27 protein-coding genes are annotated in these 23,999 nt (G+C 61.6%); 7 read left to right on the top strand and 20 right to left on the bottom strand.

The window, feature by feature from the left end; genetic code table 11:
- Nucleotides 1-10 precede the first annotated feature (10 nt).
- The gene (locus NKJ46_RS15885; RefSeq protein ID WP_352665908.1) at nt 11-892 is read right to left on the bottom strand and encodes a uracil-DNA glycosylase; all 882 of its coding nucleotides are present in this window, start codon (nt 890-892) and stop codon (nt 11-13) included.
- 37 nt (nt 893-929) lie between these two features.
- Nucleotides 930-1,574: a hypothetical protein gene (locus tag NKJ46_RS15890; protein WP_352665909.1), complete on the bottom strand. Its 645-nt coding sequence runs from the start codon at nt 1,572-1,574 to the stop codon at nt 930-932.
- On the opposite strand from NKJ46_RS15890, the gene NKJ46_RS15895 reads away from it, so the two are divergent.
- From NKJ46_RS15895 to NKJ46_RS15905, 3 genes are all read left to right on the top strand, one after another.
- Complete coding sequence (locus NKJ46_RS15895) at nt 1,525-1,773, top strand: hypothetical protein (RefSeq protein WP_352665938.1); 249 nt, start codon at nt 1,525-1,527, stop codon at nt 1,771-1,773. The genes NKJ46_RS15890 and NKJ46_RS15895 overlap by 50 nt on opposite strands.
- 40 nt (nt 1,774-1,813) lie before the next feature.
- Nucleotides 1,814-3,493 carry an electron transfer flavoprotein-ubiquinone oxidoreductase gene (locus NKJ46_RS15900; protein WP_352665910.1) on the top strand — a complete coding sequence of 560 codons (1,680 nt, stop codon included), beginning with the start codon at nt 1,814-1,816 and terminating at the stop codon, nt 3,491-3,493.
- A gap of 111 nt (nt 3,494-3,604) precedes the next feature.
- Entirely contained in the window at nt 3,605-4,201 is a 597-nt protein-coding gene (locus NKJ46_RS15905; protein ID WP_352665911.1) for a DUF922 domain-containing protein, read from the top strand.
- Between the two features lie 15 nt (nt 4,202-4,216).
- Here the strand turns inward: NKJ46_RS15905 and NKJ46_RS15910 are convergent, their stop codons facing one another.
- The 5 genes from NKJ46_RS15910 to NKJ46_RS15930 form a co-directional block, all read right to left on the bottom strand.
- The gene (locus NKJ46_RS15910; RefSeq protein ID WP_352665912.1) at nt 4,217-5,254 is read right to left on the bottom strand and encodes an endonuclease/exonuclease/phosphatase family protein; all 1,038 of its coding nucleotides are present in this window, start codon (nt 5,252-5,254) and stop codon (nt 4,217-4,219) included.
- Nucleotides 5,255-5,334: 80 nt separating this feature from the next.
- Nucleotides 5,335-6,837, bottom strand: coding sequence for an AMP nucleosidase (locus NKJ46_RS15915; protein ID WP_352665913.1), 1,503 nt, complete (start codon nt 6,835-6,837; stop codon nt 5,335-5,337).
- A 189-nt stretch (nt 6,838-7,026) separates the two neighbouring features.
- Complete coding sequence (locus NKJ46_RS15920; RefSeq protein ID WP_352665914.1) at nt 7,027-7,221, bottom strand: hypothetical protein; 195 nt, start codon at nt 7,219-7,221, stop codon at nt 7,027-7,029.
- 28 nt (nt 7,222-7,249) lie between these two features.
- Nucleotides 7,250-7,402: a hypothetical protein gene (locus tag NKJ46_RS15925; protein ID WP_352665915.1), complete on the bottom strand. Its 153-nt coding sequence runs from the start codon at nt 7,400-7,402 to the stop codon at nt 7,250-7,252.
- Nucleotides 7,403-7,612: 210 nt separating this feature from the next.
- On the bottom strand, nt 7,613-7,957 hold the full coding sequence (locus NKJ46_RS15930) for a DUF2147 domain-containing protein (RefSeq protein ID WP_352665916.1): 345 nt from the start codon (nt 7,955-7,957) through the stop codon (nt 7,613-7,615).
- Between the two features lie 459 nt (nt 7,958-8,416).
- Here NKJ46_RS15930 and NKJ46_RS15935 point away from each other — a divergent pair, with 459 nt between their 5' ends.
- Nucleotides 8,417-8,683 carry an SEL1-like repeat protein gene (locus NKJ46_RS15935; protein WP_010915070.1) on the top strand — a complete coding sequence of 89 codons (267 nt, stop codon included), beginning with the start codon at nt 8,417-8,419 and terminating at the stop codon, nt 8,681-8,683.
- Between the two features lie 414 nt (nt 8,684-9,097).
- Nucleotides 9,098-10,219 carry a branched-chain amino acid ABC transporter substrate-binding protein gene (locus NKJ46_RS15940; protein ID WP_352665917.1) on the top strand — a complete coding sequence of 374 codons (1,122 nt, stop codon included), beginning with the start codon at nt 9,098-9,100 and terminating at the stop codon, nt 10,217-10,219.
- A gap of 97 nt (nt 10,220-10,316) precedes the next feature.
- Here NKJ46_RS15940 and NKJ46_RS15945 read toward each other — a convergent pair whose 3' ends face one another.
- The 11 genes from NKJ46_RS15945 to NKJ46_RS15995 all read right to left on the bottom strand — a co-directional run bounded on the left by NKJ46_RS15945 (nt 10,317) and on the right by NKJ46_RS15995 (nt 19,042).
- Entirely contained in the window at nt 10,317-12,308 is a 1,992-nt protein-coding gene (locus tag NKJ46_RS15945) for an acetyl/propionyl/methylcrotonyl-CoA carboxylase subunit alpha (protein WP_352665918.1), read from the bottom strand.
- Between the two features lie 112 nt (nt 12,309-12,420).
- Complete coding sequence (locus NKJ46_RS15950) at nt 12,421-12,795, bottom strand: hypothetical protein (protein WP_352665919.1); 375 nt, start codon at nt 12,793-12,795, stop codon at nt 12,421-12,423.
- Nucleotides 12,796-12,839: 44 nt separating this feature from the next.
- Entirely contained in the window at nt 12,840-13,220 is a 381-nt protein-coding gene (locus NKJ46_RS15955) for a hypothetical protein (protein WP_352665920.1), read from the bottom strand.
- A gap of 31 nt (nt 13,221-13,251) precedes the next feature.
- Nucleotides 13,252-13,626 (bottom strand): hypothetical protein, encoded by a 375-nt coding sequence (locus NKJ46_RS15960; protein WP_502903410.1) that lies wholly within the window; start codon nt 13,624-13,626, stop codon nt 13,252-13,254.
- Nucleotides 13,627-13,742: 116 nt separating this feature from the next.
- A complete protein-coding gene (locus NKJ46_RS15965; protein WP_352665922.1) occupies nt 13,743-14,273 on the bottom strand; it encodes an O-acetyl-ADP-ribose deacetylase in 531 nt (176 codons plus the stop codon).
- A gap of 1 nt (nt 14,274) precedes the next feature.
- Complete coding sequence (locus NKJ46_RS15970; RefSeq protein WP_352665923.1) at nt 14,275-15,882, bottom strand: carboxyl transferase domain-containing protein; 1,608 nt, start codon at nt 15,880-15,882, stop codon at nt 14,275-14,277.
- 4 nt (nt 15,883-15,886) lie between these two features.
- Nucleotides 15,887-16,270, bottom strand: a complete 384-nt coding sequence (locus NKJ46_RS15975) for a type II toxin-antitoxin system VapC family toxin (protein WP_352665924.1) — start codon at nt 16,268-16,270, stop codon at nt 15,887-15,889.
- The gene (locus tag NKJ46_RS15980; RefSeq protein ID WP_352665925.1) at nt 16,267-16,656 is read right to left on the bottom strand and encodes an AbrB/MazE/SpoVT family DNA-binding domain-containing protein; all 390 of its coding nucleotides are present in this window, start codon (nt 16,654-16,656) and stop codon (nt 16,267-16,269) included. Before NKJ46_RS15980 ends, NKJ46_RS15975 begins: the two co-directional genes overlap by 4 nt.
- Before the next feature lie 82 nt (nt 16,657-16,738).
- On the bottom strand, nt 16,739-17,902 hold the full coding sequence (locus NKJ46_RS15985; protein ID WP_352665926.1) for an isovaleryl-CoA dehydrogenase: 1,164 nt from the start codon (nt 17,900-17,902) through the stop codon (nt 16,739-16,741).
- 48 nt (nt 17,903-17,950) lie between these two features.
- Nucleotides 17,951-18,613, bottom strand: coding sequence for a TetR/AcrR family transcriptional regulator (locus NKJ46_RS15990; protein ID WP_352665927.1), 663 nt, complete (start codon nt 18,611-18,613; stop codon nt 17,951-17,953).
- Between the two features lie 150 nt (nt 18,614-18,763).
- Nucleotides 18,764-19,042: an acylphosphatase gene (locus NKJ46_RS15995; RefSeq protein WP_352665928.1), complete on the bottom strand. Its 279-nt coding sequence runs from the start codon at nt 19,040-19,042 to the stop codon at nt 18,764-18,766.
- 202 nt (nt 19,043-19,244) lie between these two features.
- Here NKJ46_RS15995 and NKJ46_RS16000 point away from each other — a divergent pair, with 202 nt between their 5' ends.
- Nucleotides 19,245-19,745, top strand: coding sequence for a MarR family winged helix-turn-helix transcriptional regulator (locus NKJ46_RS16000; protein ID WP_352665929.1), 501 nt, complete (start codon nt 19,245-19,247; stop codon nt 19,743-19,745).
- 32 nt (nt 19,746-19,777) lie between these two features.
- Here the strand turns inward: NKJ46_RS16000 and NKJ46_RS16005 are convergent, their stop codons facing one another.
- Complete coding sequence (locus tag NKJ46_RS16005; protein WP_352665930.1) at nt 19,778-20,884, bottom strand: pyridoxal phosphate-dependent aminotransferase; 1,107 nt, start codon at nt 20,882-20,884, stop codon at nt 19,778-19,780.
- Nucleotides 20,885-21,004: 120 nt separating this feature from the next.
- Here NKJ46_RS16005 and NKJ46_RS16010 point away from each other — a divergent pair, with 120 nt between their 5' ends.
- Nucleotides 21,005-22,657 (top strand): tetratricopeptide repeat-containing sulfotransferase family protein, encoded by a 1,653-nt coding sequence (locus NKJ46_RS16010; protein ID WP_352665931.1) that lies wholly within the window; start codon nt 21,005-21,007, stop codon nt 22,655-22,657.
- 268 nt (nt 22,658-22,925) lie between these two features.
- Here the strand turns inward: NKJ46_RS16010 and NKJ46_RS16015 are convergent.
- Nucleotides 22,926-23,999: porin (locus NKJ46_RS16015; RefSeq protein ID WP_352665932.1), on the bottom strand; the 1,074-nt coding region annotated here is incomplete at its 5' end.

Raw genomic sequence — 23,999 nt, forward strand, 5'->3', positions numbered from 1 at the left:
TCTGCACCCATTACCCAAGCGCACGCAACTTCGCCTTCACTTCGAGGAAATCCCGCCACGCCAGCTTCTTGTGCGCCGGCGTTCTCAACAAATAGGCCGGATGCAGGGTCGGCATGGCGGGAATGGCGACGCCAGACGGGGTCGTGTGGACGCGCCAGTTGCCGCGCAGCCGCAATATGCCTTCGGAGGTGTTGAGCAGGGTCTTTGCCGACGGGCCGCCGAGATTAACCAGCACCTTCGGATTGACCAGTTCGATCTGCCGCTCGATGAACGGCCGGCAGATCTCGGTCTCGTGCGGCGTCGGCGTGCGGTTGCCCGGCGGCCGCCAGGGAATGACATTGGCGATATAGACAGAATTCCGATCAAGACCGATCGCGGCCAGCATGCGGTCGAGCAGCCGGCCCGAACGGCCGACGAACGGCAGACCCTCTATGTCCTCGTCGCGGCCCGGTGCTTCGCCGACCAGCATCACCGCGGCAGTCGGATTGCCGTCGGCGAACACCAGGTTCTTGGCGGTGAATTTGAGATTGCAGCCGTCGAAGGTCGCCATGTGCTGGCGAAGCTCGTCGAGGTTTGCCGCCGACGTCGCCAGTTGCCGCGCCAATGCCGCTTGCGCCTCATCGGGCACCGTTGACATGGCCGGGGACGTTCGCACTACCGGTGCCGTATTCGGTCTCTCGCCCATTTCGGCGCGCGACACGCTCGTCGAACGTTGTGGCGCCGCATTTTCACCGGCCGGCAGAGCGGCCGCCGCGGGCGCCCGCTCCGGCGGCCTGGCTTCTGCAAACCTGTTTACCGGCTGTTCTTCAAGTGCCTCGTCGACGCCGGCGCTGGCGTAGAAGGCCAGCAACTCGGCGAGATCGGCTCGGCTATTGTGGGGGGCGGCAGTCATGGTTTCACATTCGGCCGCGGCGCTTGAATTTGCAAGTTCAGCTCGACGGTATGCGCGGATCCTGCACCAGATAGAACGTCCAGCGCGGCGTGTAGTCGGTGATCAGGAAATAGAAGCTGGCGGTCTTCAGCGGGTCGATCTTGCCGTTTTTGAACAGCAGGCGGTCATACGGTTCGAAATTGCGGTCGAAATCGGCGTAGCTGCTCGACCAGATATTTTCGGGCGTTTTGTTGCGCTGGTCGAACGACAGGCCGTCGCCGAACACGCTCGGCTGATCGAGGATCTCCTGGAGTTCGAACTGGAACTCGACCCAGGCCTGGCCGCTATTGTTGAGCACGTCGATGCGCATGTACATCAGGCCGTTGGCGAAGTCTCCCGCCTTGCCGAACGGCTGGATCGGCTTTGTCGTGCGAATGGCCAGCGTTACCGGCGTCGCTGAATTCAGCTCTTCGGTGATGACTAGCGGATCCTCCTTCGTGCCGATGCCGGAAGCCCCGGTGATGCGGAAGCCGCCGCGCTCATCGGAAAAGGAATAGGCGCCTGTCGCCCAGACCAGTTGCTGCTCGGCATGGGCATCCAGGGCCGTAAGCGGCAGAAGCGCCAAGAGCGCCGCACGGCAAATCCGGCCGGGCGTGAAAAAAAAGCGCGTCGATGAAAAGCCAGCCGGCCCGAATATGCGCATGGCGGGAAGTATGGCCGATAAGCAAGCCGTCGAACAATTAAAAACATCGGTGCGACATATCTGTGCAAACGGAATAGGATTGAAGATTGATGCTCGCCACGACGAGTCTGTGCGGCAGGACGTGACTTTTCGACGAAATCGGTATTGTCACGTCCTCGCCGGTTTCCCGTCGCTATTTGATGCGCTATGCAGCGCGTGAGCCAGCAAGATGCCGGGAATAGCGAGCCAGTGAGGGGTCGATGAGCGATATCGAACGCGAAAGCATGGAATTCGACGTGGTGATCGTCGGCGCCGGCCCGGCCGGCCTCGCCGCCGCCATCCGTCTCAAGCAGGTCAATCCCGAGCTTTCCGTCGTCGTGCTCGAAAAGGGCGGCGAAGTCGGCGCGCACATCCTGTCCGGCGCCGTCGTCGATCCGATCGGCATCGACCGGCTGCTGCCCGGCTGGCGCGAAGAGGAGGGTCATCCCTTCAGGACACCGGTCGCCGACGACCATTTCCTGGTTCTCGGCCCCGCCGGTTCGTTCCGTCTGCCCAATATCCTGATGCCGCCGCTGATGAACAATCATGGCAACTATATCGTCTCGCTCGGCAATGTCTGCCGCTGGCTGGCGACAAAGGCCGAGGCGCTGGGCGTCGAGATCTATCCGGGCTTTGCCGCGGTCGGCCTGCTCTACAACGAGGCCGGTGCGGTCACCGGCGTCGTCACCGGCGACATGGGTGTCGAGAAGGACGGCACGCACGGTCCGGGCTTTGCGCCGGGCATGGCGCTGATGGGCAAATATGTCTTGATCGGCGAGGGCGCGCGCGGCTCGCTGGCCAAGCAGCTGATCGCCAAATACCACCTTTCCGACGGCCGTGAGCCCGGAAAATACGGCATCGGCCTCAAGGAACTCTGGCAGGTCAAACCGGAAAACCACCGGCCGGGCCTTGTCCAGCATTCCTTCGGCTGGCCGCTCGATATGAAGACCGGCGGCGGCTCCTTCCTCTACCATCTCGAGGACAATCAGGTGGCAGTCGGCTTCGTCGTTCACCTGAACTACAAGAACCCCTATCTGTCGCCGTTTGACGAGTTCCAGCGCTTCAAGACCCATCCGGCGATCCGCGGCACCTTCGAAGGTGGCAAGCGTCTGGGCTATGGTGCCCGCGCCATCACCGAAGGCGGCTGGCAGTCGGTGCCGAAACTGTCCTTCCCCGGCGGCGCGCTGATCGGCTGCGCGGCCGGCTTCGTCAACGTGCCGCGCATCAAGGGCTCGCACAATGCCGTGCTCTCGGGAATGTTGGCGGCCGAGCATGTCTGTGATGCGATAGCCGTCGGCCGCGCCAATGACGAGCTGGCCTCCTACGAGGCCGCCTGGCGCGCTACCGATATCGGCAAGGACCTGAAGAAAGTGCGCAACGTCAAGCCGTTATGGTCGCGCTTCGGCACCATTGTCGGCGTCGGCCTTGGCGGCCTCGACATGTGGCTGAACACGCTGTTCGGCTTTTCGCCCTTCGGCACGATGAAGCACGGCAAGGCCGACCACGCCACGCTGGAACCGGCCGCCGCGCACCAGAAGATCGCCTACCCGAAGCCGGACGGGGTGCTGACCTTCGACCGGCTGTCGTCGGTGTTCCTGTCCAACACCAACCACGAGGAGAACGAGCCGGTGCATCTGCTCGTCGCCGACATGGACCTGCAGAAGCGCTCCGAGCATGACGTCTATGCCGGGCCCTCGACGCGTTACTGCCCGGCCAGCGTCTATGAGTGGGTCGACAAGGATGGCAATGCCGCCGCCGATCCTGCCGCCAAGGATGTGCGCTTCGTCATCAACGCGCAGAACTGCGTGCACTGCAAGACTTGCGATATCAAGGACCCGAACCAGAACATAAATTGGGTGCCGCCACAGGGCGGCGAGGGCCCGGTCTACCAGAACATGTAAGTCACAAGGTTTGCTCCGGACCAAACAAGATGAGGAGCAGCGCAACCGTAGGATTGTTGAATAGACCGCCTGCCTGTGTTTCCTTTCTGTGGCGACAGGGAGGAAGGAAAAATGCGTCTGGCAGTTCTGACGAGCGCTGTGGCGATCTGGGCGTTGTGCACCCCTTCAGCCTTGGCCGACACTAAAGTATTGGTCAAGACACGAACTTATAACATTGCCGGAACCACCGGCGCGGCCCTGATCGAGGCCATGGATCGCGGTGGGCCGAAGCACGGCTTCATGACCCACGCCATCGCCCAGACCGGCTACAGCGTCGATGATTGGACCTTCGACGCCTACACGGAAAACGGCGTCTGCCGCCTGCGCCAGGCCAACGGGACGCTCAATCTCTTCTATACCTATCCCAAACTAGCCTCAGCCACGTCGCCGGCGCTGCAGAAGCGCTGGAAGCGGTTCTTCGCTGGCGTCCGCGCCCATGAAGAGACCCATGGCCGCATCGCCAGACAGATGATGCGGGCCACCGAAAAGTCGGTTCGAGGGTTGGCAGTCGGTGATGACCCGCACTGTTTCGAGGCACGTCGCGAGGCAAAGCGCCGGATCAATGCCATCTATGCCGAATACGAGGCAAAGCAGATCGCCTTCGATGTGCACGAGCATCGCGACGGCGGCCCTGTCGAGCACCTCATCCGCGCTTTTGTCGGCCAATAATTGGACTGCGGATTTTCAGCTTCGCGTCCCGCCAGGCAGCGCCGCAAGCGCGGTCGCCGTCTGGTGCTCGTCGAGCGGCTTTTGTTCATCCGACCGTAGCGAAAACTCCACCAGCACCGGCAGATGGTCTGAGCCGGTGTCCTCAAGGGTCGACGCCGAACGGATAACGATGGCGCCCTTGCTGAAAACCTGGTCGATCGGCAGTCCGGCGAAGCGCAGGAAATCCGGCAGCCTTCTGTAGAGCCAGGTCGGGCCGACCGACGGCATTACAGTCAGCTTGCCAAGCGATGCGACGCGCCGGACGGCGGCGCTCCATGGCGCTGCGTTGCAGTCGCCCGCCAGGATCGACGTCTCGCCAAGCGAGGCGATTTCGTCAGACAACCCTCCAATCTGCCGTGATTGGTTGTGCGGCCATGGCCAGGTGAGATGGATGGCGGCGACATCGACGTCGGTTCCGCCGAAATCGACCGTGGCGATCGCCATCGCGCCGCGGCTGTCGCAGTGCGGCTCCGTGCCTATGGCAAACGGTCGTCTGGACAGCAGCGCAACGCCGAACACGCCATTGGGATATGGGCAGAGGATCCGGTGGGGATAGGCGCCGGACAGCAGCCCAAGCTTTTCCTTCCACATTTCGGACACCTCGTCGAGGGTGATCACATCGGGCTGGGTCCGGCCGATCAGCGACAGCACCTTCTCAGGCGTTGGATTGTTGAATCTGAGGTTCATCTGCAGCAAGCGGTAGACCGCCCCGCCACCGGGTTTGACTTCGTAGGCGGCCTGCACCTGCCATAGCCGCGAAAGCGGCAAGGCATTCGACGTGGTGGCAAGGGAGGCTATCGCAAACAGCAATGCGACCGCGGCCTGCAGGCGAAACGAGGTGGCGAGCAGCGGCAGCGCGCAAAGCGCCATCAGCACCGAAAAATGGACGCGAAAATGAGCAAAGGAATCGAGGGCTGGATGCAGCGATCCGAAGAACCCGGCCACCAGCGCCGCCGAGAGTGCAAGCATTGCGACGAATGCCAGAGCAACCGTCATGTCCCGAACATGTGCCATGGCTTTGTCTATCGGCAGAAATGCGTCTCAATCAAGATGACGAAATGTCCTGACCTGGACCGACACATGCAATTCGGCATTTACTGGAAGGCAGTTTCCGAAAAGCTCCTGAGCTTGCGCGAATGCAGTCGCTCCATCGGCATTTCAGCCAGCTTCTCCATCGCCCTGATGCCGATGGTCAGGTGCTGCGCTACTTGCCGCTTGTAGAACTCGGTCGCCATGCCCGGCAACTTCAATTCGCCATGCAGCGGCTTGTCGGATACGCAAAGCAGCGTGCCATAGGGCACCCGGAAGCGGAAGCCATTGGCGGCAATCGTCGCCGATTCCATGTCGAGCGCGATCGCCCGCGACTGCGACAGCCGCTGCACCGGCCCGCGCTGGTCGCGCAGCTCCCAATTGCGGTTGTCGATAGTGGCGACGGTGCCGGTGCGCATGATGCGCTTGAGATCATATCCGGAAAGCCCGGTGACCTCGGCGACCGCTTCCTGCAGCGCCACCTGGATTTCGGCTAGCGGCGGGATCGGCACCCAGACCGGAAGATCGTCGTCGAGGACATGGTCTTCCCGTACATAGGCATGTGCCAGCACATAATCGCCCAGCGCCTGCGTATTGCGCAGGCCGGCGCAGTGGCCCAGCATCACCCAGGCATGCGGCCGGAGCACCGCAATATGGTCGGTGATCGTCTTGGCGTTGGAAGGACCAACGCCGATATTGACCATGGTGATGCCGCCATGGTTCGGCTTCTTCAGATGATAGGCCGGCATCTGCGGCAGGCGAGGGGGCGCAGCACTCTCACCGGGCGCGCCGTCCCCCACTTTGGTCACGATGTTGCCCGGCTCGACGAACTCGACATATCCGTGACCGCCATTGGCCATCAATTCGCGTGCACGGGTGACGAATTCGTCGATATAGAATTGGTAGTTGGTGAACAGCACGAAGTTCTGGAAATGCTGGGGGCTGGTCGCCGTATAGTGCGACATCCGGTGCAGCGAATAATCGATGCGTTGCGCGGTGAACGGTGCCAGCGGCCGTGCCTCGCCCAATGCCACTTCGAACGTGCCGTTGGCGATCTGGTCGTCGGTGCCGTCGAGATCTGGCACGTCGAACAGGTCACGGATCGGCCGTTTGATGCGTTCGGCAGCAGCGCCGTCGATATGTGTGCCTTCGAGGAAGGCGAAGTGCAGCGGGATGGGAGTGGTCGATTCCGAGACCGTGACCGGAACGCCGTGGTTGCGCATGATCAGCCGAAGCTGTTCGGTGAGGTAGCTTTCGAAAAGGGCAGGCTGGGTGATGGTGGTTGAGAAATGCCCTGGCATCGGCATATGGCCATAAGCCTGCCTCGAGTCGATTTGCGTGAACGAACTCGTGGTGACGCCGATCTCCGGATAGAAGGCCCGGTAGCGCTTGTTGTTGTCACCGCCCGCGGCGAGCGCGGTAAATGAATCGCGCAGGAACTTGGTATTGCGGTCGTAAAGCACCTGCAAGGCGGCGACCGCCTTCTTGGCATCGTCGAAGCTCTGTCGGGTAAACGGCTCCGGCGTGACGACCGATTCAATGGCTCGGGGATAGATTCGCTTTTCCATGACCCAATATAGAGAGTTGGGTGCGCCGTTGGGAGGGGGTAAGGCGGTCTCAGGACGCGCTGTGGGCGTTTTTCTTTCCAGCGGCCTAAAGCGCGTCGCATTCGTCCAGCCTCATGCGACACGCTTTAGGTTCTTGTTTTTATGCATGCGTCGTCGCAAAACCGCTGCGCACTTTTTGCGCGACATGCATCAGCCGCGCCGCAGGCTGACCAGCAGCACAAAGCCGACGCCGGACTTCCTCAGCGCAGGCGCCTCGATGGTCGAACCGGCATCGGCGCGCATCGTCGGCACGGCCAGGACCGGGGCCGCCAGAAGCATCAGGATGAGCGCCGTCCGCGGCAGAAGCCGAAGGGTCTTGACGACGTTGGCGGTGAGGCGGGTCATGGCGCGTTTCTAAATCTCGCTGTCGGGTTCAGTGGCGAAGCTGGTTCGGGCAACCGAGCCGGCAGGAAATGGCAACGTCCCAGGCGCGGGCCGGACGGCCGGCTTCGGCGACAAGGACGGCGAACAGCATGCCGAACAGGCTCATCAACAGGCAGACGATGGTGAAGCGGCGGGTAAGCATTGCGCGGTGTCTCCTTCAACTCGCATGACAATGCCCTGCCCAGGCTGAACCGGTTCTGATCCCGGCGTTCATCTGGGGTTCAAAATGGTTGATGATCTCTGAGAGGGTCCGCCTTGGGTGCAGCGACCCATGGCGACGCCATGGCTGCGAGACCGATAACATGAAAACGGGGGCCGACTGGCCCCGCTCACCCCGGCAGGAAAAGCACGATCAGAGCTTGTGCCAGGTCTGGCTCTTGCAGATCAGCCCGCCGAGCACGCAGCCGCTCATCTTGAGCGAACTGCCGGAAAGCGAAGCCTTGCCCGAATAGGTCTTGTCCGTTTCCGGGTCGGTTATGGTGCCGGCATATTTATTGTCGCCGGCAACCTTCAGTGAACCGATGTTCTTGCCGGCAAATTTGCCGGATTTGAGCGTAATCGAAAATGCCCCGCCGCCACTCGAAATGGCGGCAGTCGATCCGGCTTGCGTTTTCCAATTGCCTTCGATCGGATCGGCCCATGCCGCGCCGGTTATCATTATTGCGGCCGCGAGGGCCAGGCTCACTTGTCGAAACATGTCTTTCCTCCCTCAGGTAAGTCCAATCGGGCTCCGTCCCGGGTGTCTGCCCCTTACGCAAACGTAAGCTAGTCCAGCTCCCGGAAAAACAAAAGCGGCGCCGCAACGGAAAGATTGCGGGTTTTTGCCCGCTCCCGAACGGCCGCGCCGGCGAAAAATGAAACGGGGCCGCACACGTCTTTGTCTTCTGTGGTTAGCGGAGTCTTGATCTGCGCCTCGCAAGTTTTCTTCAAATTTTGTGCAAACCGGCGCGATTGCTGGCTTTGTATCCTTAACGAATTTTCGCGTTTACCTCTTGTTTTAGCTTTGTTTTCTTCAAATTAAGCACGCCATTTAACGACGGATTCAAGCCTCCGCGGCATTCTCCAAAGCATCGAAAGAGCGCCGCCCCCGACGGTAATCAAGGACACCGAGGGACAGACGGAGACAGCTCTCGGGAGCCAGAACAGGGGATTTGAAATGGCACGTTTTGAAATGCTTGAAGCCGGCTTCGGCGCCATGGGGGCAACTGCCCAGGCCGATATTCTTTTCGAGTTGGGCATGATGTATGCGACCGGCCGCGATTGCGAGACCGATGTCGTCGCCGCCCACAAATGGTTCAACATCGCCGCGATCAAGGGTTCGGCCCGCGCTGCGGAACTGCGCTCTGAATTATCGGCCGCCATGTCGAAAGTCGAAATCGCTAAGGCGCTGCGCGAAGCCCGCGAATGGATGACGATGCACTGAATTCGCCGGCATCGACTTCACAGGGGTGATGACCTCACGACAGGGACGCTTCGGGTCAAGGCCGCGCAGACGGCCGGGCCCGAAAAATCAAGGCCGCGCAGACGGCCGGGCCCGAAAAATCAAGGCCGCGCAAGACGGCTGGGCCAACAAGATCAAGAACACGGCGGACGAGCCGTGCAATAAACTGGACAAAACAGGGAAGGCGAGCGGGTCCCACCTCGGGAAGCTTGATGACAAAAGCCGCGACCGGCCGGAACAAGGCTGGCGCGGCTTTGTCTTTGGGACAGCGTGTTGCAGGCCCAATTGAGTGCCGGCGATGCGTCTAGACAGCTCCGGTGAAGGATGAAATTCTCCCGCCACTCTGGAAGAGGCGCGGCCGGAATGGTCGCGCGAGAGTGGAGGAGTTGTGTCACCATGAAGAAATTCAGTATTTTGAGCGCAGCCATATTTGGCTTGATGATGACCGCGCCGGTCGCCTTCGCCGATGACATCACCTTTTCGGTGGTCGGACCGATGACCGGTCAGCTTGCCACCATCGGCGATCAGTTCAAACACGGAGCGCAAGCCGCTGCCGACGCGATCAACGCGGCCGGCGGCGTCGATGGCCGCCAGGTCAAACTCGACATCGAGGACGACCAGTGCGATCCGAAGCAGGCGGTTTCGGTCGCCAACCGCATCGTCGCCAATGGTGTCAAGTTCATCGACGGCCATGCCTGTTCGGGCTCCAGCATCCCGGCCTCTGCCGTCTATGCCGAAGCCGGCGCGCTGATGATGAGCCCGGCTTCGTCGAACCCGGTGCTGACCGATGCGGCGGCGAAGGCCGGCTGGCCGACTATCATGCGTCTCTACACGCGCGATGATGCGCAAGGCGCCTTCATCGGTCCGTGGATCGCCAAGAAATATGCCGGCAAAAACGTCGTCATCCTGCATGACAAGAGCGCCTACGGACAGGGCGTGGCCGACGCCGTCAAGGCGACGATGAATGCGGGTGGTCTCAAGGAGGTCATGTACGAAGGCATCAACGCCGGTGAAAAGGATTACGCGGCGCTTGTCACCAAGCTCAAGGACCTGAAGCCTGACGTCGTCTATTTCGGCGGCTATCACCCCGAAGCCGGCCTCATCCTGCGCCAGTCGGCGGAACAGAACCTGAAGTATCAGCTGATCATGCCGGACTCGATTGCCACGCCAGAATTCTGGCAGGTTGCCGGTCCGGCCGGCGAAGGCACCATGTTCGTCTTCCCGTCCGATCCGCAGGCGAAGCCCGAAGCCAAGGAAGCCATCGCCAAGATCAAGGCCGGCGGCTTCGTGCCGGAGGGCTTCACTCTGTTTTCCTATGCGGTGATCCAGACCTTCGCCGAAGGCATCAAACGCGCCGGCAGCGACGATCCGGCAAAAGTCGCCGAAGCGTTAAAGAACGGCCAGCCGATCAGCACGGTTGTCGGCTCAGTCACTTTCGACGAGAAGGGCGACCTCAAGAACGCCAGCTACGACATCAACCAGTGGCACGACGGCAAATACGCGCCGATCCAGCCGTAATGGCCGCGGCGCCGCAAGAAGCGCTGTTGTAATCGAACATGGCCGGGTCAAACCCGGCCATTTTGTTTTTGGCGATGCCTTTGTGACGCGTTCGAGATCACTTCGTGGATAGGGAAACAGCAGCCAGCTGGTGAGGTTCCTCGGCAAAGCGAACCAGCACGGTCCCGTCGGTGACCTGCGCGCCTTCGGCAGCGATCTCGGCGATAACCCCGTCATGCGGCGCGGCAATGGTGTGCTCCATCTTCATCGCCTCCAGGATCAGCAGCGGCTGGCCCTTGATTACGGACTCGCCTCTGGCTGCACGCACCAATTTGACCAGGCCGGGCATTGGCGCGCGCAGGCTGCCGGAAGCGGCGGCAGCTTCGGCGGTTCGCGCCAGCGGATCCGGCACGGCAAAACTGTAGCCGATGGCGCGTTCGAAGACCGTGACGTGGCCCGGCCAGCGGGCGAGGCGAGGCGCCGCGCGAAGATCATGCGAATTGACGCTCTCATAGGGCGCATCAAGCGCCACCTCGAACCGTCCGTCCGGCCGCACCGACACGCGCGCGACGATCTCCTGCTCGCCGAACTTCAGCAGCGTGCGCCGCGCTACAGGATGGAAATGCGCATAGCCTGTTAGCGACAACCAGGGATCGTCCGAGGACGGCAAGTTGCCCGCACCGGAAGCAGCAAATGCCGCGGCGGCAATCGTCTCGCGGCTCGGCGGCGGAACCGCCGTCAACGCCTGCTGATGCCTGGCGATCAGGCCGGTATCGACATCGCCCGCCGCAAAATCCGTATCAGCGGCCAGCGCGGCAAGAAAGGCGGTGTTGACGGTCGAGCCGGCGATTTCGGTCTGCGACAGCGCCGCGCCAAGCGCCGAGAGCGCCGCCCGCCTGTCCCTGCCATGAACGATCAGCTTGGCGATCATCGGGTCGTAAAACGGCGAAATCGCATCGCCGGCGCGCACACCGGTTTCGATGCGCAAGGTCGCACCCTCCGGTGCCGGCTGCGGAAATTTCAAATGGTGCAAGGTGCCGGTCGCCGGCAAAAACCCTCTCGCCGCGTCCTCGGCATAGATGCGCGCCTCGAAGGCGTGGCCGGAGAGCGCGATCTCGCTCTGCGTCTTCGGCAGTTTTTCGCCGGAGGCTACCCGTAGCTGCCACTCGACCAGGTCGATGCCAGTGACCATTTCGGTGACGGGGTGCTCGACCTGCAGGCGGGTGTTCATTTCCATGAACCAGAAACGGTCGGCCTTCAGACCTTGCGAGGCATCGACGATGAACTCGATGGTACCGGCGCCGGAATAGTGGATTGCCTTGGCGGCTTTCACCGCCGCCTCGGTCATCACCTTGCGCAGTGCCGGCGTCATGCCCGGGGCAGGCGCCTCCTCGATCACCTTCTGGTGGCGGCGCTGCGCCGAGCAGTCACGTTCGTGAAGATGTACGGCGTTGCCGAAATTGTCACCAAACACCTGCACTTCGATGTGGCGCGGCTTGTCGACATATTTTTCAACCAAGACGCGGTCGTCACCGAACGCGGCTTTCGCCTCGCGCCGTGCGCCCGACAGTGCTTCAGAAAAATCATCAGGATGCTCGACGCGCCGCATGCCCTTGCCGCCGCCGCCGGCGCGCGCCTTGATCAGTACGGGGTAGCCTATCTCGCGCGCCTTGGAGGCGAGCAACACGATCTCCTGCGCTTCGCCATGGTAGCCCGGAACGACAGGCACGCCGGCCTTTTCCATCAGCCGCTTGGCCGCGTCCTTCAGCCCCATGGCACGGATCGAGGCCGCCGACGGCCCAATGAAGATCAGCCCAGCCACCGCGACCTGGTCGACGAAATCGGGGTTTTCCGAAAGAAAGCCGTAGCCCGGATGGATGGCCTCGGCACCTGTGGCCAAGGCAGCCGCGATGATCGTGTCGCCGCGCAGATAGCTTTCGGTGGCGGGAGAGGCGCCGATATGCACCGCTTCGTCGGCCATTTCGACATGCAAGGCGTGAGCGTCGGCATCGGAATAGACCGCGACGCTGCGCACACCCATCCTGCGTGCCGTGCAGATCACCCGGCAGGCGATCTCGCCACGGTTGGCGATCAGGATCTTGGCGAACATCGGGCCTCCACAGGCAGAGCTTGCCGCCAACGGCGCGAATTCTCGTCACGCGAGCTGCGGCGATGCCCTGCTTTGTAGTCTGGCGGTCAAAGGGTAGGCAAGCGAGGCCTGCCTACTTTGATGCCGCGATTTCGCAAGCTCCCCCGGTCGTGACCCTGTAACGGCTGCGGGTGGCCTGGCAGGATTTCATCGCCATATCCTCGGCAGCCTTTTGCGAGGGCGCATTCAAGCGCGAGCCGCACAGGATGTACAACGAACGCAGCCGGGAATACGGAGTGGTCGCATAAGCTGAATGGCCGCCGGCCGCCACATAGGCCTTATATGCCTTGGTGCATGGCCGATCCGCGGTTGCCGGAAAATACGGGTAGAAGCGGACGTCGCCCTTGCTTCCAGCCAGTGATTCCGCCGTGCCGACATTGGAGCCCGAGATTAGAAGCAACCCAGTTATTAGCAAGAAGACTGCTTGTTTGACGCTGATAGACTTCATTTTTTCCCACCCATTGGAAACGTCGAAGGCCGCCGAGTGTCGGCCTATTTGGAGGCAGCTATGGCGCATGCCCCTGCAGTCGTGACCTTGTACTTGCTGCGCGCGGACTGGCAGGATTTCAACGCCAGCGCTTCGGCAGCCTTCTGGGATGTTGCATTCAGATAAGCACCGCAAATAGTGAATTCGGTTGCCCAGTTGAACGGCGTCATCGCGTAGGCCGAGTGACCGCCAGCCGCCACATAGTCCTTGTAATTCTTGCCGCAGCCTCCGATTGTACCCGGTGCAAAATAGACCGGAAAACGGCTGTCGCCCTTGCTTCCCGCCAGCGATTCGGCGGCGCCGACATTCGGTGCAGAGGCCATAAGCAGTGCAAGTACCGATATGGTTGTTCGCCTGATGGATAAAGATTTCATTGCCCAGCCCATTTGAGAAACCCCAACACTGAAAGATATTCGCTTATTTGGAGGCAGCGATTTCGCAGCCCCCACCTGTTGTAACCCTGTAACTGTTGCGGGTGGCCTGACAGGATTTCAACGCCAACTCTTCGGCAGCTTGCTGTGACGGTGCATTCAAGCGCGAGCCGCAGATGATGTACAGCGAACGCACCCGGGAATACGGGGTGGTTGCATAGGCTGAATGGCCGCCGGCCGCTACATAGGCCTTGTAGGCCTTGGTACATGGATCCTTCGGGTTCTGCGGCAAATAGGGATAGAAACGGGTCTCGCCCTTGCTTCCTGCCAACGACTCCGCTGCACCGACGCCAGGCGTCGCTAATATAAGCAACCCCGCAAGTATATGCACAGTTGTTCTCTGAAAAACCCGCCGCCTCATCTTCGCCCAATCCCCATTGGTATTTGCGATGATCAATAGCCGCGATTCTTTCGTCTGGCCAGATCAAGAAGCAAAAAATAGTTATGGAGATGTGGACGGGTGCCGCCGGCGCAGGGTCACACCCTGCCGAGTGCAGCAACGACCCGCTGATACAATTCGGCCGTCGGCTCGTCGAAGCAGCAGAAAATGACGGTTTCCGGAACGATGTTCTGGCCGATGAAGGCGCTCACGGTACCGACAGCAATTTGCGTCGCCTGATCCTTCGGATAACGGTAGGCCCCGGTCGAGATCGCTGGAAACGCCACCGTCCGGCAGTCCTTTGCGGCGGCGATTTCGAGCGACCGGCGATAGCAGGAGGCGAGCAGTTCGGCTTCTCCTTTGCTGCCGCCTTGCCAGACCGGCCCGACCGTATGGATGATGTAGCGCGCGGGCAGCCTGTAGCCCTTGGTGATTTTTGCGTCGCCGACCTTGCAGCCATTCAAGGTCCGGCATTCTGCCAGAAGCTCGGGACCGGCCGCGCGGTGAATGGCGCCGTCCACGCCACCGCCGCCCAGCAGCGAGGTGTTGGCGGCGTTGACGATGGCATCGACCGCCAGCTTCGTGATGTCGCCGGTTTGAATGCGAATCCTCTGGCCGGTTTCGCTCATCTCACATCCTGAACACGCCGAAGCGTGTCTCCTCGATCTCGGCGTTGAGCGCGGCTGAAAGGCTGAGCGCCAGCACCTCGCGGGTCTTGGCCGGGTCGATGATGCCGTCGTCCCAGAGTCTTGCCGACGAATAGAGCGGGTGCCCTTCATGCTCGTACTTCATCAGGATCGGCTTCTTGAATTTCGCTTCCTCCTCGGCGCTCCATTCGCCGCCCTTGCGCTCGATGCCTTCGCGCTTGACGACGGCCAGCACCGTTGCCGCCTGCTCGCCGCCCATCACCGAAATGCGGGCATTCGGCCACATCCACAGGAAGCGTGGTGAATAGGCGCGTCCGCACATGCCGTAATTGCCGGCGCCGAACGAGCCGCCGATGATCATCGTTACTTTCGGCACCTTGGCGGTGGCGACCGCCATCACCAGCTTGGCGCCGTCCTTGGCGATGCCGCCGGCCTCGTATTTTCGACCGACCATGAAGCCGGTGATGTTCTGCAGAAAAATCAGCGGCACCCTGCGCTGGCAGCACAACTCGATGAAGTGCGCGCCCTTCAGCGCGCTTTCCGAAAACAGCACGCCATTGTTGGCGACGATGCCGACCGGCATGCCGCTGAGGTGAGCGAAGCCGGTGACCAGCGTGGTGCCGTAATTCTGCTTGAACTCATCGAACTCGGAGCCGTCGACGATGCGGGCGATCACCTCGCGCACGTCGTAAGGCTGGCGCAGATCCGTAGGCACGATGCCGTAGAGTTCATGTGGATCGTGAAGCGGCGGAATCGATTTCTGCAAGGCCAAGCTTACATTCTTGTTCCGATTCAGGTTTTTGACGATACGCCGGCATATGGCCAGCGCATGCTCGTCATCGAGCGCATAATGGTCGGCAACGCCGGAAAGCCTTGTGTGCACGTCGGCGCCACCGAGGTCCTCGGCGGTGACGTCCTCGCCGGTGGCCGCCTTCACCAGCGGCGGCCCGCCGAGAAAGATGGTTGCCTGGTTGCGCACCATGATTGTCTCGTCCGACATCGCAGGCACATAGGCGCCGCCGGCCGTGCACGAACCCATGACGCAGGCGATCTGCGGAATGCCGGCGGCCGACATGTTGGCCTGGTTGTAGAAGATGCGGCCAAAATGATCGCGGTCGGGAAACACCTCGTCCTGATTAGGCAGATTTGCGCCGCCGCTGTCGACCAGATAGACGCAAGGCAGATTGTTCTGTAGCGCGATCTCCTGTGCACGCAGATGCTTCTTCACCGTCAGTGGATAATAGGTGCCGCCCTTCACCGTGGCGTCGTTGACGACGACCATCACTTCGGTGCCTTCGACGCGGCCGATGCCGGCGATGAGGCCGGCCGAAGGGATGTCCTCGCCATACATCGACCAAGCGGCGAACTGGCCGATCTCGAGGAAGGGCGAGCCGGTATCGAGCAATTGGGCGAGGCGTTGCCGCGGCAGGAGCTTGCCGCGGGAGACGTGCCGTTCACGCGCTTCCTCCGAGCCACCGCGCTCGATGGCGGCAGCTTTTTCAGCGATGTCGGCGACCAGCGCCCGCATGCGCTCGGCATTGGCGTGGAAGGCGTCGGAGGCGGGCGAGATCTGCGAGGTGAGGGGGGCCATGGCGTTACCGGATCAGCTCGATCTTGCAGCCGACATCGAGGTCGCCCCAGTCGCGATCGGCGGTGACGGCAATGGCATTCTCGCGAATTGCCAGCGCCAGGCAAGCCCGATCGCCCAGCGACAAGCCGCGATGCCGCGTCAATTGGCGAAGCTGCCCGGCCGCGATGCCCATCGCGTCGTCGAAAACGGCGATCGGCATGCCGAGACTGGCGAGGTCGTCCGCGGCCTGTTCCATGCTGCGTCCCTTGTCGATCAGCTTGGCGATGATTTCGGCCGCATTGATTGAACTGCATTGCGCGTCCGGCGCGAACCCCAAAGCATTGTCGGTGCCTTGCTCGTTGAGCAGGATTGCGAGCGCCGCCGAGCTGTCCATGACGTACGGCTTCATTTCGCCCGTTTTCCCGTCCCTTCGGCGTGAAGCCGGTCGAGACGCTTGTCGCTTCGACTTTGCTCTTCCCGCCGCTCCTTCAGAAATTCGTCGACGACGCTTTCACCGGGCCGTTTCAGCGCTGACAATTCGGCCTGCACGCGTCGCAGATTCTGCAGCCACGATCTTACCCGCAGCTCGCCGTTTTCGACATGAAGGATCATGTCCTCGCCAGGCCTCACGCCCATCTCCTCGCGCATCGCGGCAGGAATGACGAAGCGCCCGCCCTCGCCAAGCTTGACACGCTCGCGTTTCGCCGGAACCCGAAGCGGCGTTTTGCGAGCGCCGGCATCGAACTGTGCTCGCGGATCTTCGTCAAATCCAGACTTTCCCGTTTTTCCCGCCATGGTCCGTCTCGCCTGTGTTGTGGCACATATTCCGAAGTATGCCACTTCGTGCGGCTTTTGGCAAAATCTCAAAAGAATGCCATCACGCGTCCTCCGCCATGATTTCCCGCCCGATCAGCCAGCGACGGATTTCGCTGGTGCCGGCACCGATCTCGTAGAGCTTGGCGTCGCGTAGAAGCCGGCCGGTCGGGTAGTCGTTGATGTAGCCGTTGCCGCCCAAAAGCTGGATGGCGTCGAGCGCCATCAGCGTCGCCTTTTCGGCGGCGAAGAGAATACAGCCGGCAGCATCCTTGCGGGCCGTCTCACCGCGATCGCAGGCGGCGGCTACGGCATAGACGTAAGCACGCGCCGCGTTCATCGTCGCATACATATCGGCCAGCTTGCCTTGCACCAGCTGGAATTCGCCGATCGGCTGGCCGAACTGCTTGCGTTCATGCACGTAAGGTATCGCCACGTCGAGGCACGCTGCCATCAGCCCGATCGGGCCGCCGGCCAGCACGGCGCGTTCGTAGTCGAGGCCCGACATCAGCACCTCGACGCCGCGCCCTTCCTCGTGCAGCACATTGTCGAACGGCACTTCGACATTCTCGAACACCAGCTCGCCGGTGTTCGAGCCGCGCATGCCGAGCTTGTCGAGCTTTTGCGCCACCGAAAAACCGGCAAAGGCCTTTTCGACGATGAACGCGGTGATGCCGCGCGAATTGAGTTCCGGATCGGTCTTGGCGTAGACGACCAGCGTCTCGGCATCCGGCCCGTTGGTGATCCACATTTTGGTGCCATTGAGCACATAGCGATCGTTGCGCTTTTCAGCGCGCAGGCGCAGCGACACGACATCGGAGCCGGCACCCGATTCCGACATCGCCAGTGCGCCGACCTTCTCGCCGCTGCAGAGCGAAGGCAGATATTTTTCCTTCTGCGCCTGCGTTGCCCAGCGGTTGATCTGGTTGACGCAGAGGTTGGAATGGGCACCGTAGGAGAGGCCGACCGAGGCGGAGGCGCGCGAAATCTCCTCCATCGCGACAACATGGGCGAGGTAGCCCATGCCGCTGCCGCCGAAATCGGGATCGGCGGTGATGCCGAGCAGGCCGAGCCCGCCGAGCTCCGCCCACAGATGTGCCGGGAATTCGTTCGAGCGGTCGATTTCGGCGGCGATCGGTGCGATCTTTTCCTGGGCAAAGCGCCGCACCAGGTCGCGCAGTGCCTCGATGTCTTCGTCAAGCCCGAAGTTGAGCGTATGCGTGTACATGCCGTTCCTCCCGGCGCACGATCCCGAAAATCGGGATCGTGCGCGAAATCAAGTTGCTAGAGCGTCCTTTGCGCGCCCGAATAGGGGCGCGGCGTCGTGGCTCGTTGACGCGCCATCGGTCTTTGCTCCAACAAGGCGCATTGTCATTGCTAGATATGTAGCGGTGACTTCGGCGATCGACAGCCGTTCGCCCGGCCGGAACCAGACGATGACGCCGGTCATCATCTGGATCAGCGCCATCGCGGTGAGCCCTGTGTCTTCGATGCTGAACAAGTCCGCTTCGACGCCGTCGCGCAGGATGGCGCGCAACTCCTTCTCGTAGGCCGTGCGCATGCGCAGGATCTGCGTGAGTTTTTCATGCGACAGGCTGCGCAGCTCCATGTTCGAGACATGGGTGGAGTGGCGGCGTTCGATATGGAAAGCGATGTGGTTTTCGACATAGGCGGCGAGCCGCGTCGCCGGATCGGCGCCGACAGGGCGTGTTGCGCGCCACGCCTCGATCAAGCCTTCCATATGCTCGCGCATCAGCGTGAACAGAAGGTCCTGCTTGGTCGGGAAGTAACGGTAAAGCGCCGCTGCCTGCACGCCAACCTCGGCTGCCAGCTGGCGCATCGACATCGCCTCGTAGCCGAGACGCGCAATCAGGCCGACCGCCGCCTCGCGGACCGCAGCTTCGGTCTTCTCTCCGTCGGAGCCGGTCGTACGCGCCATGACAAGCCGCCTTTTTTTAGACAATAAAACAAACGTTCAATTAATTCAAGGACCGAGGCATGTCCGGCCAGGGCGTTGGCTTCAGGTTTTCTCTATCTGCACCCTGGAGATTTTTGTGCGATGGAAGCGAGTGAGGAGAATCATGGCTTGCTAGGCAACAATCCTGAAACCCGCGGACATGTCGCGAGCCTCGATCTCCTCGACATCGACCTTCGAAACCGCTGCCCCTGACGGTCCTTGCCAAAGACGTTCGATCATTGTCGAGACCGCCGCATCGGCCCCTGCAATCAAGGCTGCCACCGAGCCGTCAACTTCGTTGCGCACCCACCCGGCAAGGCCAAGCGCCGACGCCTCGTGCCGCGCCCAGACCCGGTAGCTGACGCCTTGCACCTTGCCATAGATGCGTACCTGCACCGTCCGATCGGTCATCGCGCTCTCCGTCCTCTGAGTCGAGTCTGGCGCATCGCCGTGCAAATTCAACCGCCGATACGTGCATCGAAGGTCTCTCTGCCGATCGCGGTCCGTGAGCTTCGCATGGCGAGATAGGCGGTGCCCTTCATCAAATGATTGACTAAGTCAAATAAATGGCGATCATGGTCCTTACGGAGCGATCAGCCCGAAGGAGGTCGACATGCCGGCCGAATGGAATGCCCTTGTCGCGGAGATCCGTGGCTTCAATCGCTTCTACACGCGCCTGATCGGGCTCCTCGGCGAGACGGTGACACATAGCGCCTATACGCTGGGCGAGGCGCGGCTGCTGTTCGAATTGGGCCGCCGATCCCGTGCTGCCGCCAATAGCGGCGGTGAGGCAGGGTTTCTTGCGCGGGCATTCCACCTCGATCTCGGACCGGCAGCCGCCGAAATCGCTGCCAAGCTCCGGCTCGATCCGGCCCATGTCACACGCGTCCTGAGGAGGTTCGCCGCCGCCGGCCTGACCGAGATGCGCACTGACCCAGCCGATCGGTGCAGACGCATCCTGTCGCTGACCGCTCGCGGAAGTGCGGAGCTCGCCAGGCTTCAGGCTGCGGCGGATCGCGACCTCGCCCAGCTGACGGGCGGGCTCGCCGATGAAGCGGCTGCCGAATTATCGGACGCCTTGAAGCGGGTCATGCGCCTGCTCGGGGAGAAATAGCGGGCAGCACTGGGGTCCCGGTGTTGCGCTCTTCAATTCCCCCGCGCTGCTGTCAGTGCGCCAGGCAGTTCCTCGGCAAAGATGTCGAGTTCGTGGTCGAGGCCGACGCTGACGCGGATGCAGCGGTCGAGCACCGGCACCATCGGCTTGCGGATGAAGACGTCGCGCGACAACAGCGCCTGCAGCACTTTTAGCGCGAAAGCGCCGTCGCGGCCGCAGTCGATGGTGACGAAATTGGTCGCCGAAGCCAGCGGCTTCAGCCCGTTCGCCTCGGCTGTTCCGGCGATGCGCCGGCGCCCGGCGGCGACCCGCGCCACCACGCTCTCCAGCCAGGCCTGATCGGCAAGCGCCTCGACACCGGCGATCTGCGCCATGCGGCTGACGCCGTAATGATTGCGGATCTTTTCGAAATCGCGAATCACCTGGGCCTCGGCCACCGCATAGCCGCAGCGTATGCCGGCCAGCCCATAGGCCTTGGAGAAGGTGCGCATGCGGATGACGTTCGGCCGCGCCACATCGATCGGCGGCAGCGCTGAGGCTGGCCCTAATTCGCCATAGGCTTCGTCGAGCACCAGCATTGTGGTCTCCGGCAAGGCCTCGATGAAGCGGCTGATCTCGGCGGCTTCCCACCAGCTGCCCATCGGATTGTCCGGATTGGACAGGTAGACCAGTGGCGCCTTTTCCCTGGCCACGGCCGCCAGCAGGCCGTCGAGGTTTTCCCGATCGTTCTCATAGGGCACTGCGACCAGCCGGCCGCCGACGCCGGCAACATGAAAGTTGAAGGTCGGATAGGCGCCGAGCGAGGTCACCACCGCGTCGCCGGGCGCCACATACATGCGCGCCACCAGGCTGAGCAGCCCGTCTATGCCTTCGCCGATGACAACATTTTCGGCGCCGACTCCGAGATGCCTGGCTACGGCTACCTTCAAATCGTGATTATCGGGGTCGCAATACATCCACATGTCGCCGGCAATCTCGGCCATGCGGGCAACGACGCGCGGCGAAGGGCCAAAGCTGCTCTCATTGGCGCCGATGCGGGCGCGAAAGGCGCGGCCGCGGTCGCGCTCCTGCGCCTCAGGGCCGACAAACGGCACCGTGGAGGGAAGCGCATCGATGAGCGGCGTAAGGGGAGGGCGCATGGCAAAGGCTCGTTCGAAAAGGGCCTTCTTGCTAGCCTGCCGGCTGGGCCTGCGCAAGTTCCATGGCCAGCGGCAATGGTCAGGCTGGATTCTACCGGATCATTTTGCTAGCGAGACATGATGAGCAACCGACTGCCGCCCGCCTGGTCCAAGCACATAAAGTCCCACCCGGCGCCGAAAGTGGAACCGCCGAAGGCGAAACCGCCGTCGCGCGCGCAAGCTGACGACATGCTGTTGCGACAGGCGCTTGAACTCCAGCAAGCCAAGCGGCTCCCGGAGGCCGAGGAACTATGCCATCGCGTTCTCGCCCGCACGCCCAACCACCCGCTTTCGCTATACATCCTCGGTACGTTGGGGCTCGGCATCGACGACGAGTTGGCCCTTAAATATTTTGCGCGGGCAGTAAGCCAGGCACCTCAAAATCCATATTTCCACCTCAGCCTGGGAGAGGCCTGCCTGAAGGTCGGCGACAGCTTGCTTGCGATCAAGCACCTGCAGCGTGCCTGCGAATTGAAGCCCGATCTGGTGGAAGCGCTTTGCGGACTAGGGCGTTCCTACGTCAACTTCGATAAGGCCGAGATGGCTTTGCCCCTTTACGAGAAGGCGCTGAAGATCAATGGCGATCATCCCATGGTCCGGATAGGCCTGGCTGGTGCGCTCACCAGCCTCGGTCGCATGGACGAAGCCAGAGCCTGTCTGAAGCAGGCAATCGAACGTCGTGTCGATCTTGGTGCGGCCTACGACAGCCTAGTCAACACGCGCAAGTTCACCGGAAAGCCTGAGGAACTCGGTTCTATCCTGCGCGAACTCTCCAATCCCAAGCTCAACCCGGATGTTGCATCTCAACTCCATCATGCCGCTGGCAAAGTGCTGAACGATCTCGAGCGCTACGATGAGGCGATGGATCACTTCCAGAAGGCAAAAAAGGCCGCTGGCGATGCTTTCGATCTGGAGTCGTTCCGCCGCAGAATCGATTCCATGATCGAGATATTCAGCCCGTCACTGTTGGAAGCCAAGGCTGGCCACGGCAGTCCGTCCGAAGTGCCTGTGTTTGTGCTGGGCATGCCCAGGTCGGGGACGACGCTGACGGAGCAGATCTGCGCGAGCCATCCGGATGTCCATGGCGCCGGGGAACTCACGAAGCTGCGTCGAATGGCGGGCTTGATGGGTTTCAGAACGCAGCCGGATGAGGCCTTGCGCAGTTCGATCATGTCGATGACGCGGGATCAGTCGAGGGCGCTGGCCGAGGAATATCTGTCCTATCTGCGTCAACACGCGCCAGGCGCGCTCCGCATCGTCGACAAGATGCCTCATAATTTCGAGGTTGTCGGCTTGATCGGAATTCTCTTTCCCAACGCGCGCATCATTCATTGCCGCCGCGATGCCATTGACAATTGCGTCTCGTGCTTCGTCTTGAGGTTCAACAAGGAGCATGGCTACAACGCCGACCTTGAGACCCTCGGACTGTATTACCGGGAATATGATCGCCTGATGCGGCATTGGGACAAGATCTTTCCCGGACGTATCTTCGAAAGCCGCTACGAAACGCTGGTTGCGGATCAGGAGGCTCAATCCCGCCGTCTCATCGATCATCTTGGATTGCCCTGGGACGATGCCTGCCTGCGCTTTTTCGACAAGGGCGGTTCGGTCAACACGCTCAGTCGCTGGCAGGTGCGGCAGCCGATCTATAGCTCATCCGTCAAGCGCTGGAAAAAATATGAGAGCACAATCCAGCCGCTGATTGACGCCTTGGGCGATTTGGCCGAACTTTGAAGAAGTGGGTTGCGTTCGACAGGCCGAGGCTGACCGTGACTTGCTGCCGAGATCCGTCGACCCTGTAGGCCAGCCCTTCAGATCGGAACAACGTTTTTATTTCTTGCACGTCTGAACAAGCGGGCACAGCGAGCATCGCAATCGCCCAGCCCTGCGATCGATCTTCAGCCGCAGCCGCATTTTTGCATCGAGAGTTGATAGCTGCGTTCCCCGATGCAAAAACCCGGCGGTTGCCCGCCGGGTTTGGATTTCAGTCAGGCTCGGATTGTCAGAATGAGCGCTGGAAGCGGAGCATGCCGCCGATGCTGTCCTTGTCGTCGGCATTGGTCCAGTTGCGATCGTAGGCTTTATCAAACTGACCGTCGTGGGCCCAATCGACTTCGGCGGTGATCGTGAAGCCGGGAACGATATCGTAGGCGACGTTCGCGGCGACGCCGTAGTTCTTGTCGTCGTCAACCGAGGCCTGGAGATTGAACGAGGTCTTCTCGTTGATGGTATAGGTGCCACCACCCCAGACTGCCCAGTTGCCGCCCCACTGCTTGTAGAAGTTGCGGTCGATGTTGTCGTCCGAACCGTAACCGGCCATGAGGAACAGAGTCAGGTTCTGTATCGGCGTAACGTCGACGCGAACCTTGCCGGCCCACTCTTCCCAGGTGCTGTCGTAGGCGGCGACACCGGTGATCGAACCCCAGCCCTGCGTGTATTTGATACCGCCGACAACATACGGGACATAGCTGTCGATGGAATCGTTGCCGCTGTTGCTGTCCTGGAAAATACCAGGATCAGCGGCGGCACTGCCCGAACCGGTTTCCAACGAAGCCACGGCCGAGAAGCCGTTTCCGGCATCGAAGTAATACTGGACGACATTGGTGTCGAAGCCGCCGTAGGGGACCAGCGTATCCTGGATGACGTTGCCGGCGTAGCCGATGAAGGTATCGAAGGCCGATTCGTCCTTACCGACGCGCAGACCACCGAGCTGGACCCAGGCAAAGTTCAGCGAAACGCTCGTACCGCCGTTAAAGTTGTCATCAAGGTAATCGTTGTGGTTACCCCAGTTGAAGCGCGTCTCGGTGTAGGTCTTCAAGGTGCCGAGCTCGGTTTCCTGGCCGGTCCAGGTCTTCAGCGTGAAGCGGGCGTGCTTGTAGTAGGTATCCTGCGAGTCGCCGTCCTGCTGATCGGTAGTCTTCGCGCCGTCGAATGAGCCGACGTCACCGATGCCGATGTCATAGCGGACATAGCCGCCGATGCGCAGGCAGGTTTCGGTGCCGGGGATGTAGTAGTAGCCAGCGCCGTAGACGTCGCAAATCTTGACGTATTCAGCGGGTTCCGGCTCGGCGACGAC

The organism is Mesorhizobium sp. M0166, assembly GCF_040322255.1.
In the GTDB taxonomy this organism is placed as follows: domain Bacteria; phylum Pseudomonadota; class Alphaproteobacteria; order Rhizobiales; family Rhizobiaceae; genus Mesorhizobium.

Bases quoted from the DNA above. Each gene is read 5' to 3' on its own strand.
- NKJ46_RS15995 (WP_352665928.1), bottom strand. From the start codon at position 19,042: ATGACCGATCGGACGGTGCAGGTACGCATCTATGGCAAGGTGCAAGGC.
- NKJ46_RS15930 (WP_352665916.1), bottom strand. From the start codon at position 7,957: ATGTTTCGACAAGTGAGCCTGGCCCTCGCGGCCGCAATAATGATAACC.
- NKJ46_RS15975 (WP_352665924.1), bottom strand. From the start codon at position 16,270: ATGAAGCCGTACGTCATGGACAGCTCGGCGGCGCTCGCAATCCTGCTC.
- NKJ46_RS15910 (WP_352665912.1), bottom strand. From the start codon at position 5,254: ATGGCACATGTTCGGGACATGACGGTTGCTCTGGCATTCGTCGCAATG.
- NKJ46_RS15925 (WP_352665915.1), bottom strand. From the start codon at position 7,402: ATGCTTACCCGCCGCTTCACCATCGTCTGCCTGTTGATGAGCCTGTTC.
- NKJ46_RS16010 (WP_352665931.1), top strand. From the start codon at position 21,005: ATGAGCAACCGACTGCCGCCCGCCTGGTCCAAGCACATAAAGTCCCAC.
- NKJ46_RS15955 (WP_352665920.1), bottom strand. From the start codon at position 13,220: ATGGGCTGGGCAATGAAATCTTTATCCATCAGGCGAACAACCATATCG.
- NKJ46_RS15890 (WP_352665909.1), bottom strand. From the start codon at position 1,574: ATGCGCATATTCGGGCCGGCTGGCTTTTCATCGACGCGCTTTTTTTTC.
- NKJ46_RS15915 (WP_352665913.1), bottom strand. From the start codon at position 6,837: ATGGAAAAGCGAATCTATCCCCGAGCCATTGAATCGGTCGTCACGCCG.
- NKJ46_RS15920 (WP_352665914.1), bottom strand. From the start codon at position 7,221: ATGACCCGCCTCACCGCCAACGTCGTCAAGACCCTTCGGCTTCTGCCG.
- NKJ46_RS15990 (WP_352665927.1), bottom strand. From the start codon at position 18,613: ATGGCGCGTACGACCGGCTCCGACGGAGAGAAGACCGAAGCTGCGGTC.
- NKJ46_RS15950 (WP_352665919.1), bottom strand. From the start codon at position 12,795: ATGAAGTCTATCAGCGTCAAACAAGCAGTCTTCTTGCTAATAACTGGG.
- NKJ46_RS16005 (WP_352665930.1), bottom strand. From the start codon at position 20,884: ATGCGCCCTCCCCTTACGCCGCTCATCGATGCGCTTCCCTCCACGGTG.
- NKJ46_RS15935 (WP_010915070.1), top strand. From the start codon at position 8,417: ATGGCACGTTTTGAAATGCTTGAAGCCGGCTTCGGCGCCATGGGGGCA.
- NKJ46_RS15970 (WP_352665923.1), bottom strand. From the start codon at position 15,882: ATGGCCCCCCTCACCTCGCAGATCTCGCCCGCCTCCGACGCCTTCCAC.
- NKJ46_RS15965 (WP_352665922.1), bottom strand. From the start codon at position 14,273: ATGAGCGAAACCGGCCAGAGGATTCGCATTCAAACCGGCGACATCACG.
- NKJ46_RS15905 (WP_352665911.1), top strand. From the start codon at position 3,605: ATGCGTCTGGCAGTTCTGACGAGCGCTGTGGCGATCTGGGCGTTGTGC.
- NKJ46_RS15885 (WP_352665908.1), bottom strand. From the start codon at position 892: ATGACTGCCGCCCCCCACAATAGCCGAGCCGATCTCGCCGAGTTGCTG.
- NKJ46_RS15985 (WP_352665926.1), bottom strand. From the start codon at position 17,902: ATGTACACGCATACGCTCAACTTCGGGCTTGACGAAGACATCGAGGCA.
- NKJ46_RS15980 (WP_352665925.1), bottom strand. From the start codon at position 16,656: ATGGCGGGAAAAACGGGAAAGTCTGGATTTGACGAAGATCCGCGAGCA.
- NKJ46_RS15940 (WP_352665917.1), top strand. From the start codon at position 9,098: ATGAAGAAATTCAGTATTTTGAGCGCAGCCATATTTGGCTTGATGATG.
- NKJ46_RS15960 (WP_502903410.1), bottom strand. From the start codon at position 13,626: ATGAGGCGGCGGGTTTTTCAGAGAACAACTGTGCATATACTTGCGGGG.
- NKJ46_RS15945 (WP_352665918.1), bottom strand. From the start codon at position 12,308: ATGTTCGCCAAGATCCTGATCGCCAACCGTGGCGAGATCGCCTGCCGG.
- NKJ46_RS15900 (WP_352665910.1), top strand. From the start codon at position 1,814: ATGAGCGATATCGAACGCGAAAGCATGGAATTCGACGTGGTGATCGTC.
- NKJ46_RS16000 (WP_352665929.1), top strand. From the start codon at position 19,245: ATGCCGGCCGAATGGAATGCCCTTGTCGCGGAGATCCGTGGCTTCAAT.